General features: G+C 59.9%; 15 protein-coding genes and 1 pseudogene. 6 read left to right on the top strand and 10 right to left on the bottom strand.

The window, feature by feature from the left end:
* Nucleotides 1-81: 81 nt before the first annotated feature.
* Nucleotides 82-276: an RHS repeat domain-containing protein gene (locus GGC65_RS02220; RefSeq protein WP_225940637.1), complete on the bottom strand. Its 195-nt coding sequence runs from the start codon at nt 274-276 to the stop codon at nt 82-84.
* Nucleotides 277-1,226: 950 nt separating this feature from the next.
* Here GGC65_RS02220 and GGC65_RS23685 point away from each other — a divergent pair.
* Together GGC65_RS23685 and GGC65_RS02210 are read left to right on the top strand one after the other, a co-directional pair.
* Complete coding sequence (locus GGC65_RS23685) at nt 1,227-5,657, top strand: RHS repeat domain-containing protein (protein ID WP_192645668.1); 4,431 nt, start codon at nt 1,227-1,229, stop codon at nt 5,655-5,657.
* Nucleotides 5,654-6,043 (top strand): hypothetical protein, encoded by a 390-nt coding sequence (locus GGC65_RS02210; protein ID WP_192645667.1) that lies wholly within the window; start codon nt 5,654-5,656, stop codon nt 6,041-6,043. The genes GGC65_RS23685 and GGC65_RS02210 overlap by 4 nt, the downstream gene beginning before the upstream one ends.
* Nucleotides 6,044-6,107: 64 nt before the next feature.
* Here GGC65_RS02210 and GGC65_RS02205 read toward each other — a convergent pair.
* The 3 genes and pseudogenes from GGC65_RS02205 to traA all read right to left on the bottom strand — a co-directional run.
* A pseudogene (locus GGC65_RS02205) lies at nt 6,108-6,221 on the bottom strand (transposase); the annotation flags it as partial.
* A 132-nt stretch (nt 6,222-6,353) separates the two neighbouring features.
* Nucleotides 6,354-7,094, bottom strand: coding sequence for a DUF6118 family protein (locus GGC65_RS02200; protein WP_192645666.1), 741 nt, complete (start codon nt 7,092-7,094; stop codon nt 6,354-6,356).
* A gap of 11 nt (nt 7,095-7,105) precedes the next feature.
* Nucleotides 7,106-10,021, bottom strand: coding sequence for a Ti-type conjugative transfer relaxase TraA (gene traA / locus GGC65_RS02195; protein ID WP_192645665.1), 2,916 nt, complete (start codon nt 10,019-10,021; stop codon nt 7,106-7,108).
* 172 nt (nt 10,022-10,193) lie between these two features.
* Between traA and GGC65_RS02190 the strand changes: the two genes are divergently transcribed.
* From GGC65_RS02190 to GGC65_RS02180, 3 genes are read left to right on the top strand one after another with little or no spacing between them, the layout of a single operon-like run.
* Nucleotides 10,194-10,499 carry a conjugal transfer protein TraD gene (locus GGC65_RS02190; protein ID WP_192645664.1) on the top strand — a complete coding sequence of 102 codons (306 nt, stop codon included), beginning with the start codon at nt 10,194-10,196 and terminating at the stop codon, nt 10,497-10,499.
* Nucleotides 10,462-10,779, top strand: a complete 318-nt coding sequence (locus GGC65_RS02185) for a conjugal transfer protein TraD (protein WP_413052712.1) — start codon at nt 10,462-10,464, stop codon at nt 10,777-10,779. The genes GGC65_RS02190 and GGC65_RS02185 overlap by 38 nt, the downstream gene beginning before the upstream one ends.
* A complete protein-coding gene (locus GGC65_RS02180) occupies nt 10,776-10,940 on the top strand; it encodes a hypothetical protein (RefSeq protein ID WP_192645663.1) in 165 nt (54 codons plus the stop codon). The genes GGC65_RS02185 and GGC65_RS02180 overlap by 4 nt, the downstream gene beginning before the upstream one ends.
* 3 nt (nt 10,941-10,943) lie before the next feature.
* Here the strand turns inward: GGC65_RS02180 and GGC65_RS02175 are convergent, their stop codons facing one another.
* The 4 genes from GGC65_RS02175 to GGC65_RS02160 all read right to left on the bottom strand — a co-directional run bounded on the left by GGC65_RS02175 (nt 10,944) and on the right by GGC65_RS02160 (nt 13,009).
* On the bottom strand, nt 10,944-11,381 hold the full coding sequence (locus tag GGC65_RS02175; protein WP_192645662.1) for a MucR family transcriptional regulator: 438 nt from the start codon (nt 11,379-11,381) through the stop codon (nt 10,944-10,946).
* A 64-nt stretch (nt 11,382-11,445) separates the two neighbouring features.
* Nucleotides 11,446-12,015 carry an RNA polymerase sigma factor gene (locus tag GGC65_RS02170; protein WP_192645661.1) on the bottom strand — a complete coding sequence of 190 codons (570 nt, stop codon included), beginning with the start codon at nt 12,013-12,015 and terminating at the stop codon, nt 11,446-11,448.
* A complete protein-coding gene (locus GGC65_RS02165) occupies nt 12,009-12,518 on the bottom strand; it encodes an RNA polymerase sigma factor (protein WP_192645660.1) in 510 nt (169 codons plus the stop codon). Before GGC65_RS02165 ends, GGC65_RS02170 begins: the two co-directional genes overlap by 7 nt.
* Nucleotides 12,515-13,009 carry a hypothetical protein gene (locus tag GGC65_RS02160; protein ID WP_225940636.1) on the bottom strand — a complete coding sequence of 165 codons (495 nt, stop codon included), beginning with the start codon at nt 13,007-13,009 and terminating at the stop codon, nt 12,515-12,517. Before GGC65_RS02160 ends, GGC65_RS02165 begins: the two co-directional genes overlap by 4 nt.
* A gap of 351 nt (nt 13,010-13,360) precedes the next feature.
* Here GGC65_RS02160 and GGC65_RS02155 point away from each other — a divergent pair, with 351 nt between their 5' ends.
* Nucleotides 13,361-13,903 (top strand): hypothetical protein, encoded by a 543-nt coding sequence (locus tag GGC65_RS02155; RefSeq protein ID WP_192645659.1) that lies wholly within the window; start codon nt 13,361-13,363, stop codon nt 13,901-13,903.
* Between the two features lie 19 nt (nt 13,904-13,922).
* Here GGC65_RS02155 and GGC65_RS02150 read toward each other — a convergent pair whose 3' ends face one another.
* Nucleotides 13,923-14,843, bottom strand: a complete 921-nt coding sequence (locus tag GGC65_RS02150; RefSeq protein WP_192645658.1) for a HEPN domain-containing protein — start codon at nt 14,841-14,843, stop codon at nt 13,923-13,925.
* A gap of 124 nt (nt 14,844-14,967) precedes the next feature.
* Complete coding sequence (locus GGC65_RS02145) at nt 14,968-16,719, bottom strand: ParB/RepB/Spo0J family partition protein (RefSeq protein ID WP_192645657.1); 1,752 nt, start codon at nt 16,717-16,719, stop codon at nt 14,968-14,970.
* Nucleotides 16,720-17,245 lie beyond the last annotated feature (526 nt).

The following is a 17,245-nucleotide window of genomic DNA, read 5'->3' as shown; positions in this document are numbered from 1 at the left end:
TAACCCGGCTGACTATTCTCCGCCGCATATGATCCCCCTGAAAACGTAGCTTCAAAATTTATTGGAGCGTAAGGCGCAATTTCAGGGCGGAGGGTTCGGCGAGTTAATCGTCTTCACCCGCGTGCGGTTGTCGGCCTTGTCGTGCTCATAGTCGACGGTGACATTGTTATTCACCGTACCTGCGCGCACGACTTTCACCAGCCGGCCTTGGGCGTCGTATGTGCATGTGATGACTTCGGCTGCGATTGCGTTTGACGCGACGGTCAACGATACCAAGCCAGCTAGAAGTTTTCGCCCGCTTCCTCGCATTCTTAAGCCTCACATGATAAGGTTAGAATCCAATACAAGACCATTCTATGGATTGATCATGTTCAATGTCCTGTCAATACGAATTGGGCTTATAATTATATGGCGCTGCCCGCTCTGATCTGGCGGCTCAAAAGCGGCTCCATTGAGGCCTTCCTAATCGGATAGGGCATAAATATTCCCAGCTTGGAGCGACGGGCTCCAATCAGGTCACAACGACGGTGCCTTTGCATCTCCATGTCGCGGCGTTCTGCGCGGTGGCAGAGGTGAGCGAGGAGCGAGGTGGAGAGCTTGAATTCATCCTTGCGCGCTTCCCGACGAAGTCATCTTTGTGACTACAGGTAGAAGAGTCGACGACGCGATGCCGAAAACGATATTCGCTGACCGCCATTCCAGACATCGTCAATGAGGGCCCGAAACCCGATGCCAGCCGTGTCATAATGCCGGTGGCCTCGGGTTCCCGAACACACCGACATTATAACTCACTGAAAATCGCTATATAGGACCTGCGCCGGTACGGCACAGAACTCAGACATATCCAATTTGGACATAATTCTAGGCGACTAGCGCGGAGAAAGCGGACAGTCGCGATTGACTCTTCTGTCACAAAGTCCAACCTCGCGGTAACCGGTGACAGAAATGCCGGTTGGGAGGATGACGCAATGCGAAGCATTCTGGCCGTTTGCGCCTCGATGTGTCTTTGGTCGAGCGCATTGGCGACGGAGACCATCACTTACACCTATGACGCCAAGGGACGACTAGTAAAAGTCGTACGCTCTGGGACGGTAAACAACAATGTCACGACCGAATATGAGCACGACAAAGCCGATAATCGCGCTCGGGTGAAAACGACCAACTCGCCTAATCTTCCTCCTTAAGCTTTGCGTTACATCTGATGTTTCAGTGAGGGGAGGTCTGCGGTGGCGAAGATTGAAACAGGATGCGAACGCGCTTTGGAAAAGTCCGAACCCGTTCAAGGTATACTCGCTTCTCGTGCTCGGCTTCTCCGCAGCACTTTGGTGAAGTTGACAGCTCTCTTGGGGCTAATCGGTACGCCTGCCTATGCACAGGACTTTAAGCCTGCCAACCAGCCAGTGCTTCGGGCAGAAACGGATGTAAATGGCGTTGACATGACGGGCGGTGGCTATCTCACCGCTTCTCCATTGAGCTTCAATGCGCCGGGCGCAGGTCATCTTAACTTGCGAACGACCTTTAATGGTCGGCGGCTCACGACCTCTCTCAACATCTATATTGATGACCAGACCTATACGCGGTGGGATATCGGCGATCCGAACGAAAGGCACCTTAGGGTCCACTTAGGCGGGCTCGACCGCCTTTTTACGTGCTACACTAGCGGGCCCTGTACACCGTCAACTGAGACCGACGGCTCTTCGCTCACGCGAACTGGAACTTACACGTACGTTTTCCGCGATCGCGAGGGCGCAACCTTCACCTTCTTCAACATGATCCAGCAGCCGCTGCCGCCGTGCTACGATGTCGAGTCGGGATGTAACAATGCGGGCTATGTCGGCTACGCGTATGTTTCGACAATCGTATATGCCTCGGGAGAGAAACTGACCTACCAACCGTTCGCTACGATCACTGGCAGCAGCGGCAACTATACGATCACCGACACCATCACGAGCAATCTTGGCTACAAGGTGACGTTCGCACGCACGCAAGCGACATCGCCCACAACGAGCATCGCGGGATTGAATTGGCTGACATACCGGCCAGGCGGGCAGGTCAACACCTCGATCACTCTCTTCAACGGTACGGCGAGCATAGGCGCGCTGAACTCAAGTCTCGTTTATACCACGCCCTATTCCGACGCGGTAGTGACACAGCAGGATGCGCTCGCACGTACATACCGCCTTGATCTCCATGCTGATCCCGCACTGATGTGCGGTGCAACGCTCGACACGACCCAGTTGCTGCCGAAGACGGTGACAACTCCTGGCGGGGTGGTGACAAATATCACTTATCATAATCTCGCCACATCCAATCCCGGCTTTAACAATGTCCCGGTTCAGACGGTCAGTCGCGGCGGCCAGACATGGCAATATGACAAGCGCCTAACCGGCAGGACGGCGACAAAGCCTACGGGTAGCACTTACGCGGTCGATACGTACTGGACCGAGACTGGGTATGATTACGGGGAATCCCTCAATTGTGGCCAATCAAGAGTGTCGCAAAAAATTACTCAGGCGACCGACGGCTTGAGCCGGCAGACGGCTTACGAATATGATCTTTACAACTTCCATCAGCCGAAGAAGGTCACGCTCCCCGAGGCGAACAACTTCTCCTACGAGCATGATGCTCGCGGCAATCTCACCAAGGCTACGCAAGTTGCCAAGCCCGGCTCGGGTCTCGTCAACGTCGTCATCTATCAGGCAGGGTATGATGCAACCTGCACGAACCCGGTAAAGTGCAACAAGCCGAACTGGATCAAGGACGCGAACGGCAATCAGTCGGATTTCACTTACGATCCGACCCACGGCGAAATCCTGACCGCGACGCTTCCCGCCCAACCAAGCGGCGTGCGACCTCAGATGCGCTTTACCTACACGTCGTACAACACGGGCGATGGCGTGATCTACCGGCTCACCCAGACCTCGATGTGCATCACGTTGAGCAGTTGCGCGGGGACATCGGACGAGGCGCTCACCACAACCAGCTATTGGAATAGCACCTTCCTGCCTGCGACAATTCTTCAGAGCCTTGGTAGTGGTGGGACAACCATATCCACAGGGTATAGCTATGACTTGGCCGGCCGGCAGACCCAGATCACCGACCCGCGCGGTAATTTGAGCGCCATCGTCTATGATGCCGCCGGACGGAAAGTCGGAGAAATCTCGGCTGACCCCGACGGCGGAGGACCGCTGCCGCGTCGGGCAAAGCGTATTACGCTGAATGGCGACGATCAGCCGACGCGTGTTGAAGAAGGAACGGTCGCGGGAATGACCGCCGGCGATCTCGCGGCAATGGCCGTCGATCGCTACGTCGATACGAGTTACGACACATCGGGCCGCAAAGTGAGCGAAAAGCTTGTTTCTGCGGGTACGACACATTCCGTTACGCAGTTTAGCTACAAGGCGGATGACAAGCTGGAATGCACAGCGCAGCGCATGAACTCTGCGGTCTTTGCTAGCCTACCTGGAAGTGCTTGCACTCTCGGAACCGAAGGCAGCTTTGGGCCCGACCGGATCACCAGAAATGTCTATGACGCCGCGAACCAGCTAACGAAAATACAGAAGGCATATGCGACCGCGCTGCAGGAGGACTATGCGACCTACACATATAGTTTGAATGGGAAGCAAACGAGTCTGACCGACGCCCGCGGCTTCAAAGCGTCGATGACGTACGATGGTCGAGACCGTCAAATCAAATGGCACTTCCCGTCGCCAACGACGGCAGGAACGGTTTCGAGCACCGATTATGAGGAATATGGCTACGACGCCAACGCGAACCGGACGTCGCTGAGAAAACGTGACGGATCCACTCTCACCTACCAATATGATGCGTTGAATAGAATTGTCCTGAAAACCGTTCCCGAGCGCCCCGGCTTGTCGTCGACCCATACCCGGGATGTCTATTACGGATATGACTCGAGGGGCCTGCAACTCTATGCGCGTTTTGATAGCGCGGTCGCCAGCTCCGAGGGACTGACCTCGACATATGATGGCTTTGGACGGCTGGCTTCTTCAGCATTGAAGATGGACGGCGTTACAAGATCGTTGGGCTACACATCCGATAACAAAAGCAATCGCATTGAACTGACTTGGCCAGATAGCTCGAAGCACAGCTACGCATATGATGGTCTCGACAGGATGTCAGTGCTCTACGAGGGAGCTCTCGGTTCGACCACCAACCTGATTACATATGGCTACAACAGTCGGGGTCTTCGTTCGTCGCAGGACGGTCGCTACAGCCAGTATACAGCTTTTGGGTATGATCCCATCGGTCGCTTGAACAGCCTAGGACATAATTTCCCGGGCAGCTCGAGCGATGTCGGGTTCACCTATAGCTACACTCCGGCCTCGCAGATATCGCAGCAGTCGCGAGACAATGACAGTTACGCATGGACGGCCCATTTCAATGTCGATCGGAGCTACACGACGAATGGGCTCAATCAATATACCTCTGCTGGCCCCGCATCCTTTGCGTACGATGCGAACGGTAATCTGACGTCCGACGGGTCAACGACGTATACTTACGATGTGGAGAACCGACTGGTGAGCGCCAGCGGCGCCAAGAGCGCGGCACTCCGTTACGACCCTCTTGGCAGGCTCTACGAAACAGTTGGCGGCGGCAGCACCACACGCTTCCTTTACGACGGTGACGAACTTGTCGCGGAGTACGACGCCGGCGGAACGCTTCTGCGCCGCTACATCCATGGCAAGAACGCCGATGACCCGGTTATTTGGTATGAGGGTAGTAACCTCGTTGCACCGCGTTGGCTCCATGCCGACCATCAAGGCAGCCTTATTGCTGTGACGGACAGCAGCGGCGGCGCTCCAGTCGTAATCAATAGCTATGATGAGTATGGGATCCCGGCGGGGAGTAACCTGGGTCGTTTCCAGTACGCGGGTCAAGCGTGGATACCGGAACTGGGAATGTACCATTATAAGGCGCGGGTCTATTCTCCCACCTTGGGGCGATTCCTGCAAACAGACCCGATCGGATACGAAGATCAAATCAACTTATATGCTTATGTGAGAAATGATCCAATAAATCGGTTTGACCCATCCGGCCTGGATACTGAGGTTACAATTTATCGTAATGGCTTTCACGCCTTTATAGTGATTACTGACACCGAGAACCCTCTCCGGGTGGCGATCGCACGAGGCGGTCCCAACGATAATTATTCCGGCAGCGCTGCCTTGCCGGCGTCTGGCTCAACGCGCGGGTCGTCGAGTTCTGGCTCGACGGGGGCGAGTTCCGGAGCGTCGAGTGGTTCTTCGACCCGCGACCGCTCTGGCACTTCAGGGACATCCGGTAGCTCTGGCAGCGGAACTAACGGCTTGGGCCGCCTCCAACTGGTTGGCGAAGTCACAGACATTGCCAACAGCACTGATCGGGATATCTACAACGCAAAAGGCACCGTCACGGTGGGGTCTGCTACTGTGACAGATGATTTCTCTGAGGTGGTGACGCGCGTCAAATCGTTCACCGACTCGGTCAACGAAGCTGATCTGACCTATGGATTAATTACGCAGAATTCTAATTCCTACGCTGGAACCGCATTTGAGCAAGCGACAGGCGAGAACCGGCCCGACAACAACTCGGGAGGGTTGCTACCGGCGTACAGGAAGGATCTCTGCAAGCAGCAAGGTGTGCAATGTCAGTGAAAATTACTTACAAGTTTTTTCCTGTCTTCTTGGCCCTTTCGGCCTGTGGTTCCAGTGTTCAGAAAGAGGCTGAAATGATGAGTAGTACCTCAGACGGAGCCTCTTCTGCCCTAACGAACCGGGCTTCGTTCGTTGGCAAGGGTGTGAATAGCTTAGAAGCTGCGCTAACGCGTTCTGGCCATAAATTTGAGATCAATCAAGTGCTCGAACCTTCCTTAATTCCTCGTCCCAGCACTCCCGAATGCAAAGATTTGACTTTTGACAAATTCTTCTATCTCATCATAGAGAATTTGGAATTCAATGAGAGATACAGGGTTTTTATTTTGGATGATAATATTGTGTGCCTTGAGCCAGATTTTGGGTATAAAAATCCATATCAAAAATAATTCTCTACGTTAATATTTCAGATGTCCCGTGTCCTAGGCCGCCATAGATCGACATCCACTTTTAGAACGTCGCTTCCGACATCCCTTGCCGTCGAGCTAGGTCAGCGGCCTCCACGCCCGCCTCCGCCGCCTTCAGCACGCCAATGATCTGCTCTTCTGAAAGCCTCTTAAGCCTCATCTGTCGGCCCCTCCTTCATGGCCGGATTCTATCACAGTTGGAGGAAAATCGGGGGGTCATGTCACCAACTATCGACAAGCTATGCCTCTTATGCGGCCCTGTTTGGGTTCCCGAACGTACCGATAGACGGCTCTAGATTTGAGGCCGACACGAAGGATAAACACTACCTTTCAGCGGCGGCTCGATCTTGATGTAGCACCGCACGGCTTTCTTCGATTGTTTGGCGGCCCGTTCGCAGTCAGCGATGGCCTTCTTGTTCTGATGCCGCATTTCGGCGGCATTGGATAGAGCTCGCCACGCCTCGGGGCTTCCGACCCGCAGCAAGCGAACCCCGGCTTCCCATACCGATGGCTCGCGAAGCACTCGCATCGCAATCTTCTCGGGCATATGCCAGCTCTCCGGAAGCTGCCGCGCAAGGATTCCCGGTACGATCGCCCAGAACAGGCATCCGGCCAGCACTCCGCCACACGCCGCCCATCTCAAATACTCGCGCTGATAGGAGGCACTCCAGGCCGACGCGACGACCTTGGTCAGGTCGCGCATCGCATGATTATATCGGGTCTCCGCTGCCGCGATCTGCTCGCGGTCCGATTGGCGGGCGCTGCGCGCCGCCTGATCCATCCGCTGCGCCATGCCTTCGGGGGTCATAGCCATGGCAGGCTTGGCGGCAATCGTGTCCAGCGTATCGGACACGGCGGCAAGGGACTCAGCCATTTCGCCAAGGGTGTCGCTGTAGTCCGGGATGTCGATGTCGGCCTTCTCGGTCGCGAGATTCTCGACCGCCCGGCGCATCAATGCGATTTCGCCTTCGAGGCGGGTGAACGCGGCCACAGCGAGATCCTGAGGCTGAGCAGCTTGGTCGTCGGTCGTCATTCATCCTTCTCCTACATGCCTATTCCGATGCCGAGCGAGCGGGTGCGCCCGATCGCGGCAATGTCGGCCAGCTCCTGAGCGATGGGGCGCACCGAGCGCATGTCGATGCCGAGCGAGGCCTTACGGGCACTGAGGATCGATTCGACCTGCGCGTCCCGCTCAAGGCCCTTCGCCATCGCGCCCATCTGGCCCGATATCTGGCGCGCCGCGTCATGCGCCCCTTTGCGGGTGAGCGTGTCCCGCTGCTGACGAAGCTGCTGCCAATTGTCGGTAAACCGGTCGGCGCGTTTGCCGGGATCGATACGGATTTCGGATTCGAGCTGCATCGCACGGATCGCCGCCCGGCTATCGCCTCGCGCCGCCGATCCGGCCAGTTCGGGCTGCCGCTCGAACGCCGACGCCAGATCGGCACGCGCGTGGGGACGAACTGCGTCGAGATCGGCGCCGGCCTTGTCGAGTGCGCTGCGCTGGTGCGCGAGCGGCGGATACCCCTTGGCCGTCATGCGGTCGATGTCGGCCTGCGCACGGGCATAGCGTTCGACCGCGCGCGGCAAGGCGTCGGCTCGCTGCGTCTGCTGCGGTTCGATGCTCGCACGCGTCACGGTCGGCTTGAACCCCGCGAAGATGCTGCGCGCCCTCTCGGGCACGGCCTTGACGATCTCGGCAACGCGTTCGCGGATAGTGATGCCGCGCCGCTCGGCAAATGCACGCGCCGGATCGGCCTTGGCATAGTCGCTCGCCATATCCTTCGCGCGCTCGCGCGACAGCGTGCGGACGAGCTTGCCCTGATCGGCAAAATCATCCCGGCCATAATGGAGCGCGATCCCGTCCCGGTGCCGCGACATCGCGACATAGGCGCTATGGCTATCCATGCCCGGTGTCGCGAGCACATGGGCGCGATCAACGGTCATGCCCTGCGCCTTGTGGATCGTCGCCGCATAGCCATGATCGATGTCGCGATAGTCCTTGATGTTGAACGCGATCGATCGCCCGTCGTCGGTGCGGACCGCCATGCTTCGTTCGCTGACGTGCTCGACGGTGCCGAGCGTGCCATTCTTCACGCCAAGGCTGCGCTCGTTGCGCAGGAACATGACTCGATCGCCCGAAGCAAAACTGCGGTCGCCGCGCTCGACCTTGATCGCGATATTCTCGCCAAGATCGCCGCCCGCGTGCATCCGATCGCGCGCAGCCTCGTTGAGCGCGCGCACTTCGTCATTGGTATGGGTGAGGATGATCCGGCTGGCATCCGGATGGAGCTTCCGGTCTTTGTCCCATTGCCCTACCAGCTCCACGCGCGCCGCTTCCCTCGTCTCGGCGGCGCGCACCATTCCTGCTTCGTCATAGGCGCGGATCGCGTCGCCGGTGCGTCCCGTGGCAATCTCACGCGTCGCCTCGCGCTGCCACTCCGCATGCTGACGGCGGACCTCGCCGATTTGAGCGCCCCCGTGCCGCTCGTGGAGCGAACGGAAGGCAGCACCCGCTTCGATCGACTGCAACTGCTGCGGATCGCCTACCAGCACGACCTTGGCGCCGGCGTCAGCCGCATGGCTCAGCACCCGCTCCATCTGCCGCGTGCCGACCATGCCGGCCTCGTCGATGACGAGCACGTCGCGCGACGTGAGAAGGTCCCGCCCTTGCGACCAGCCATGTTCAAGGCTCGCGATCGTGCGCGAGGGAATGCCGCTGCCATTCTCCAGACCCTCGGCCGCGATGCCCGACAGCGCGGCGCCGCGCACGTTCAGGCCCGCATCTTCCCACGCTTCGCGCGCAACTCCGAGCATCGCGCTTTTGCCCGTCCCGGCATAGCCGACGACGATTGCAAGGTTTCGCTCGCCCGTTATATGCGCCAGCGCCGCCTGTTGCTCGCGACCAAGCTTCAGGCCGGTCGTTCCGGCGATGTCCTTCCCTCCCTGGGGTGATGTCGCCGGGACCTTCATCCCGCGATCCTGCGCAAGCCGCTCCGCCGCATCGTGAAGGCGCTGCTCGGTGTCGATCATGTAGCGCGAGGTGAACCGGTCTTCGCCGCGTCCATCCTGTCCGAGCGCGATTAGATCGGGCGATGAACGAACTGCGCCGAGCACGGCATCATATTGTCCGCGTCCATCGCTATGCCGGTGCGCGAACATGGCGATGTCGCGGTTCGTAAATGTCGCTTGGCCGTGCGTGATCGCATCGAGCGCAAGGCCTGGGTTCGCGATGATGCGTTCACCGTTACGCGCTGCGATCTCGCGATGCTGGTCGATCCGTTCGGCCTCCAGCCCGCGACCTTCCATACGCGATGCGGCGGACCCGATCTTGTCCTGCGGCTCGAGGTCAATCCCTTGGGCTTCGAACGACCGGTGATCGACGCGCGCATCGATATCGAGTTCGGCAAGTCGGGCATTCACATGATCGGCCCAGCGCTCGCGCCATCGCTCGACCATCTCTGTCTGGTTCCAGTCGCGGACCTTCGCGCCGAACCCCGCCTTGCCATCGGCATCGACGACGATCTCGCGCATCGACAGCATGACATGCGCGTGCGGTTTGGCGAGCCCGTCAGCACCGATATCCCAATGGACATTAAGGTCGGCGATCATGCCGCGGTCGACGAACTCGGCTTGTACAAAATCACGGGCCAGCTCGATGCCCTGCGGCTGATCCATCTCGCGCGGGATTGCGAACTCGACTTCGCGCGATAGCTGCGCATCCTTCCGCTTCTCGAACGCCTCGACGTCATTCCACAGGCGTTCGCGATCGTGCCATTCGTCGGGCGCGTTGTCGGGCAGCAGCACTTCGCTGTGCACGACGCCTGTCTTGTTCGTGAAATCATGCGCCCTATCGAGTCGATCATCGTGCAACCGATCAGCGGACCGATAGGCAGCGGCGGCAACTGCACTGCGGCCCGAAGCGCGGCTGATGACTTTGACCGAGAGATGGAAGATCGCCATGACGGCCATCCATCTACACTTCAAAAGCCACGTCGGCACGACGTATAAGCGCGCCCTCACACGGAAAAATCCGCGGAGGGACTAGGCTGTGCCAGCCCGTCCCGACGACCTTGCTGCGCATCGGGAGGCGCGTCTTTATGATGGGTGCATCACCCCATCATGGAGATGCGACATGCGCAAACCACGCGATATCGATTCGGAACTGAAGGCGCTCGAAGCCAAGGCGAAGACCCTCAAGGAACGCCGGTTTCGCCAGCTTGGAGAACTTGTCATTGCCACTGGCGCCGACCACATCGACACCGAGATTCTGGCAGGTGCATTGCTTGGCGCCGCCACGACCAAAGACACGGACACGAGGGAGGGCTGGCGCAAGGCGGGCGCGGCGTTCTTTCGGCGCGGCGAACGCAAAGCGGCGACGGGACCTGATCGCGGCGCAGCGAATGACGCGGCGCCTGGTCGCAATGCGGCATCGGCTTGAACTGGCGCAGGCACAAACCGGCATGCGTGAATGGCAGATCAAGCGGCGCGAACGCACGCGCCAACTCATCGAACTCGGCGGGCTCGTCGTGAAGGCGGAGCTCGTCGATCTTACCGACGATGACCGAGCGATGCTTTACGGCGCGTTCTTGTGGATGGCGGACAAGCTGCGAAGCGAGGATGGCGCCCACGCAGCCGCGCTCTGGCAACGGCGCGGCAAACGTGCATTCGGGACCGATGCGTTGCCGCGCGGCGATGATCCTGCCATAGGCGCGCCATGACGCAGAAACTCACGGAGACCATATTGCGCGTCGTCGAGCGCGCACCGCAATGGGTACGCCGCGATCTCGACAGCAAGGATGCGATCGCCCGCATCCGCGCCGAGGAATCGCTCGCGGCCATGATCGCCGACGCGCTCGGCAAACGAACTGCCGACGACTGAACGCTATTTCTTGAAGAGACCCACTGTTTTCTTGCGGCCGCCGCCGCGTCCCTTGGTCCCAAGTCCGATTTCCTTGGCGAGCGCGCGGCGCGTCTCGGCATAGTTCGGCGCGACCATCGGATAATCCTTCGGCAGGTTCCACTTGGCGCGATAGTCATCAGGCGTCATGCCGAACTGCGTCATCAGATAACGCCGCATCATCTTGAGCTTCTTCCCGTCTTCAAGGCAGACGATATAGTCGGGCTTCACCGACGAACGGACTGACACGGCAGGCTGCTGGGGTTCGGGTGCCGGCTCGGCCTTAGAACAAAGTCCGGACAGCGCCTCGTGCACTGAACGGATGACGAGCGGGAGGTCCGATATGGCAACGCTGTTGTTGCTCACATGTGCCGCGACAATATCGGCCGTCAGCGTGACGAGCGTTTCCTGGTCTTCCATCATAATCTCCGCATCCGGTTCGATAGCATCCTATCGATCCGCGCCATGCACCGATGTCGTGACCGCATCAAGCATATCGCACGGCAACCTTGCGGCATCGGTGCAAGGCGCGACTGATATGTTTCTCGACCGTCTTGGCACTCAGCCCAAGTTCCTCTGCGATTTGCGCATAGGTGTGATTCCGTAGCCGGTGCATCAGGAAGATGCGCCGGGTCCGGCGCGGCATGGCGAGCAGCGCTTTGCGCAACGCCCGTCGCAGTTCCGCCGCTTCGATCTGGCCGTGCTGCTCTGGCGGCACGGAAGCGTCGCGCGCTTCGTCCAGCGGGCAGAGCATGCGTTGTTTGCGGTGCCATGTCCGCGCCCGTTCGATGAGAAGATTATGCGCGGTCCGCGCCAGATAGGCTCGCGGATGCTCGACCTTTCCGAATGCTCCGCTGCGAAACATGCGTGTGAACGCTTCCTGCACAAGGTCGGGCGCAGCCTCGCGCCCAACTCTCCTTCGAAAGTAGTGAAACAATCGCACTTCCTCGGCCCGATAGAAGGCCGCGAAGGCGGCGGTCGAACCGGGCAAGAGTGGACTATCCCGTTCGGCGGTTTCAGTGTCGAAGCCGCGCCCGACGTACGCCCCGGTCAACATTGTTCTGCGATCGCAGCGCGGCACAGCGCCAGCGCTCGCACCAGATGATAATCGACGGTCGCCACGGTAATGCCGAGGGCTGCGGCGATCTCCTTGTAGCTCATGCGCCGCACGCGCCGCATCAGGAACACGCGCCGAGTCTTGGGCGGCATCGCGCGCACCGTTCGTCGGAAGAGGTGGGCGAGGTCCGCCGTCTCGATGCGCCACGATTGATCGGCGCATGGCGTTGCGTCGCGCGCCTCATCAAATTGGTAGAACGCGGTCGGAGCCGATTTCTTCAGCCGCGTGATGTCGATCAGCAGATTGCGCGCGATCCGGGTCAGATAGGCCTGAGGACAATCGGCCCGTTCAAGCGCGCCGCTGCGCAGCAGCCGTGCGAAAACCTCCTGCGCGAGGTCGAGGGCAGCGTCGCGTCCTACCTTGCGCCGGAAATATCCTAGGACGCGCGGGTGCTCTGTCCGGTAGAAGGCGTCGAAGGCGGCGGCGGCACCGGGTGCGGTCATGACCGCATACCCCGGTTGTCGCCAGCACCCAGCGGTGCATCGCGCGATGCACGATAGAGGGTGATGCCGGCCTCGATCCGGTCGAGGATGAAGGTGTCGCCTTCGGCCTTGGCGATGCGGATGTCAGACTTCGAAAAGATCTGCAGATCGACCGCGCAGCGATTGCGAAGCTCGCGGCCGATGACATCGCGGGCGCGTCGCCAGCATCGCTCGTCGGTGAATAGCGGATGGTTGACGACGATCCAGAATTCATAGTCGGAGAAATCGATCGTTCGTCGATCTTCATACCAACTTCGCCGCGCATAGGGGCCGATCAGGATGATGCGCTTGATCCGGCCTGGCTCGGGTGCCTGCACCTGCGATGGCTCGAAGAAGCATCGCAGAATGCGCGTGATCGTCTCGATCTCGCGCTGCTTGCGGCGGATGAGATGGCCGACGCGCGCCATCACGACTTCGCGCGCGTAAACGTCGTTCGATGTTGGGGGTGTCATTGCAAGCTCGCACAGCGGCGGTCCGCGCAACGATGCGCGGATGTGCAAGCGGTGTCCGCTGTGGGGTGCCGCAGGAGCGGCTTACAGCAACTGCCCGACCGTGTGGCCGAACCTACATGATGCCTGGCAGGACTATCCTCGGGATGACCGCCAGTCACTCCATCCCGTAGCGCCGATTATGCCAGAATCCATGAGTCCGGACAAGCGGCACTGCCGGGGTAAGTATTCGCTAAAAATCTGACTGCACGTAAAAGGACCGATTGTTACTCGCACTCGGGACAACTTTCGTAATAATTCACGACTGGTCCGGGGACATCATTCTGTGATTCTCTGCCGCACGAGGGGACACTCATGGTTTTCCGCTGGATTTCAAAGCTCACGTCAACGTCCGGCTCAGCTGTTCCTACCGTCAAATTCGACGCCGCCCGAGTTACGACTGCTGTCCGCGCGGATATCTGGGCGAGGATTCAAGAATTCGAGGATTTGCCGGTCGGCGAAGAGGAGCGAGTTTTTGAGACTACTTTGCGATCCGTGGCGAGCGGTCGGGATGTCGGACTGCTGACAAACGCTCTCGTTGAGATGAATGTACCGCGATCACGGGCGGCCTACATCGCGACCTATTTGAACAACCGCGCGACCTCGCTCATGAATGTGGCGAAAGCATCCGATTTGGGGCTTACCGAAGGCACGTGGCTGTATTCCGGGGCTCCGTGCTATGGAACGAACAATCCAAGCTTTGCCGAGCGTGAGATGGATGCTGCTCACAAATCGGTCAATCGGAAGAAGTTCCCGCTCGACAAGGGCATGAATCTCAATGGCTCGTGGACCTACCCCGGAAGTGAACCCGGCTGCAAATGCGTGATGGCCCCGGTCGTACCCGGCTTCGACAAATAGTCCGGCCGCAGACTCAGCGCTACTCGCGCGAGGCCTCTTCGAGTTCGGCGATCTTGTCGGTGCAGACCTGATGGACAACGCGGCCGAGTTCCTCGACTCGCTCACCCATCCATGCCAATTCTTCCTCACTGATCTTGTAGTGCTTGCTGTAGCGGGCCTTCGTGTAGGCTTCCTTCAACTTCTGGAACATCGCCCGCTCGCTGCGATTGGCCTCCGGCCATACACCGTGAAGGCGTCGGTCGAGCCCTTCGGCCAAAGAGCGAAGGAAGGCGATGTTATGATTGTACGGCACGTAGAAGGTCAGTGTCAGTAGCAGGCAAGCGTAGAGGCGCTCGGTCGCCTGATGGAGATTGAAGGCGGCGTCCCGATATTCGCCCTGCGATCGACAGAAGAAATAAATCTTTTGAGAACTCGCGGCGAGCGGCATCCACTCGTCAAAATATTCCTTCGCCGTCTCCAGCGCCTGCTGAGGCGTTTTAGGTTTGGGATTGTGGAGTTCGCGGCCATCCGCGTCATATATCGCGATACCATCCTTCGCGACCTCCATGAAGAAGACGCGTCCATGCGCGAGCCCGTCATTCACCTCATGCAACGAATGAACGATGAAGTTGACCGGCGTGCGCAGCGTCTTCTCGATCGTGTAGGCGCGGATCAGCCGTTCCTCGGCCTTCGCCCAATAAGCGGCGCGGTCGGTCAGCTCCTTCTGGCTGACGATCACGAGGATATCGTAGTCGGATTTATACTGGTTCGCGGACAGCGGCGCGTCGACCCAATCGCCTCTCGCGTGACTGCCGAACAAGATGATCTTGAGAATGCGGGCGCCCTTGCGGCGCCCGGTCGCATTTTCGGTCGCCTGCCCGAACTCGTCGAACAATATCTCGACGATGCGCTCAAGCTCGCGCTGCTTTGCGGCAGGAAGGTGATCGACGTCGGTTCGCATGGGTCCGAGAATCTTCGGGCAGTTCCCGTCGGTTGGCAAGGACAGATTGCCCGGCGCTTTGCGCCGGGCGGAAAAAATTGGAGGAACGGACGGGCCGTTCCTCCATGATGACCATGCTCGCAGGTCAAGCCGCCTGAAGCATCTCCGGTTCGGCCTCGACCGGTGCCGGGACGAACAGCGGCGCAATACGCTCGCTCCGTTCGACACAGCCGACACCGCCGCGATCAGTATAGCCGGTCGGCGGAAAGGCGAACCAGCGCGGATCCCAGCCCTCGACCCTCGCGCGCCCGTTGCTGCCGGTCAGGCAATCGACGAGAATGCCGCGCTGCACCTTTGCGGTCGCCTCCGCATTGGCCTCGGCGACATCATCGCCAGCGACCTCGGCAAGGACCACGGTCAATACCTGCTTGTCGCGGAGCAGATCGGGCAGCACGTTATCGTCCTGCCAACAGGTCTTCATGTCAGTGCCAATGAGTTGGCCCAGCATCTCGACCTCGGCGCTGCTCACGGCCAGTGTCTCGCCCATCACGACGGGAAGGATGGCCATCACCGCTTCATCGGACAGGTTCGCCAGACGCACGAACAGTCCGGCGATACCATGCTCGCCATCATAACCGCCGACGAGATGGGGGGTGTCCCTGTCGAACCCGAGCAGGTCCAGCACCGCTCGCCGCGCCTTGTCGAACGCGGCCTCGCTAGCCGATACCGCGACGCTCTCGGCAATTGCTTCACTAGCCGCGCGCTGCTTCTCGACATCGACCCGCCACAGCGGAGACCCGATGATGGCATGGGCGACCATCATGCGCAGCGCGATCCCCGGATCGGACAGCAACGATGCGCGCACGGCGGCATGACGATGAAGATCGATATAATTGCCGAGCGCCGCGCTGACCTCGGGGCGCACCGGCTTGGGCGTGTCGATGGCTTCCCCCTTGGCGCGCTGCCGCGCTTCCTTGCTGGTGATATAGTCCTCGTGGAACGCGACTTCGCCGCGATGGCTGACGGTAACAAAGACCTTGCCACCCTTCTTCTTCGGGCAGCGTTCATGCTCCCAGCTATTGAAATGGGCACCGCGCTCCATGACGACGACCTCTGACCAGCCGCTATCGCGATAGAAATCCGCCTGCTTCTCGACTTCGGTCATCTGCGCGGTCCAGAACGCATCGGCGTCGGCAAAATAGCTGTCCTCGCCGAACAGGTCGGAGACGATCTCGCCAGCGTAGCTCGCGACATCGAACATCGCGACCTTGGCGGCAATCGCACTGCCGCCGAACAGCCATGCCTTGAGCTGGGCGCCGGTGGGCGCATGCTTCTCCGGACAATCGACCAGCCCCAGCCATTCGCGCTGCTGCGCCTTGGTGGCGAGCGTCAGGTGCCGCATGGTGACGACGTCGATCTTCTCGGCCCGATAGAGGCCCCGGATGCGCGGGAGCAGATTGCCGATGGCGAGCGTGCGCTTCACCTGAAGGCCGGTCAGTCCGAAAGTCAGGCCGATATCCTCGACGCTCCGCCCTTCGCGGGCGAGGCGGGTGAAGGATTCGCAGCGCGACACCTCGTCGGGATCGAGGCGAGCGATATTTTCGATCAGCGAGGCTTCGAGTGCTGCCGCATCGTCACCAGCCTCCATCACGGCACAGGGCAGCGGGTCTATGCCGTCCTGTTCCTCGGCGACGGTCAGCGCCGCATGGTAGCGCCGCTTGCCCGCAACGATTTCATAGGATCCGTCCTCCGTCCCCGGCCTGACGATCAGCGGCACGAGGATACCGCGCGCCCGTACCGATGGCAGGATGTTGGTGAGGTCCGGCTTCTTCGCGGTCCAGCGCATGTTGGCGGGCGACACGGCAAGCTGCGAAATCGCGATATGCTTGAGTTCCATGATAATCTCTCCTTGCTCTTTCCAAACCACCGCAGCCCCGGCTGAGCGGGGTGGGCGGCGAGAGCGACCGGAGAGGCCCGACTGCAAGGCAGGGCGCACCGCAGGCCGAAACGCATGTGGAGGACCCCGCAGGGGTTGCGCCCTGCCGGGCGGGCCTCAGAGGAGAGCGACGACCACCTCGCACGGCCGGAGGCCATCGCCAGCGCGCGGCACGCGCGATGACCTTCGAGCCGGAGCCTGGCTCCGGCCTCTCGCGTCAGTCGATCGTCACGGCGTCAGCCGACGAGACGGTGCGCAGCGGCGGCTCGGTGGAGCGAAGCGGAATAGAGCGCGGTCGCCGGAGGCGAGACGTTGCCCCGGACCTTCATTTCCACTTCAGCTTTGCGCCTCAAATCGGCCGGTAAATCCTTTATCGACAGCCGCCCGAAAGCGGCCGTTCGATTAACACATGGATAGTAGCGGCTTGGCGCCTCCAACCAGTCGATAGACCTCTGTATCTCCTGGTTCCCAAAGCGGCCAGTCGACT

Origin of the sequence: Sphingopyxis sp. OAS728 (genome assembly GCF_014873485.1) — a bacterium.
Classification (GTDB): Bacteria; Pseudomonadota; Alphaproteobacteria; order Sphingomonadales; family Sphingomonadaceae; genus Sphingopyxis.
Note: the sequence above shows the minus strand (reverse complement) of the source record. Positions and strands in the feature narration are given on the sequence as shown.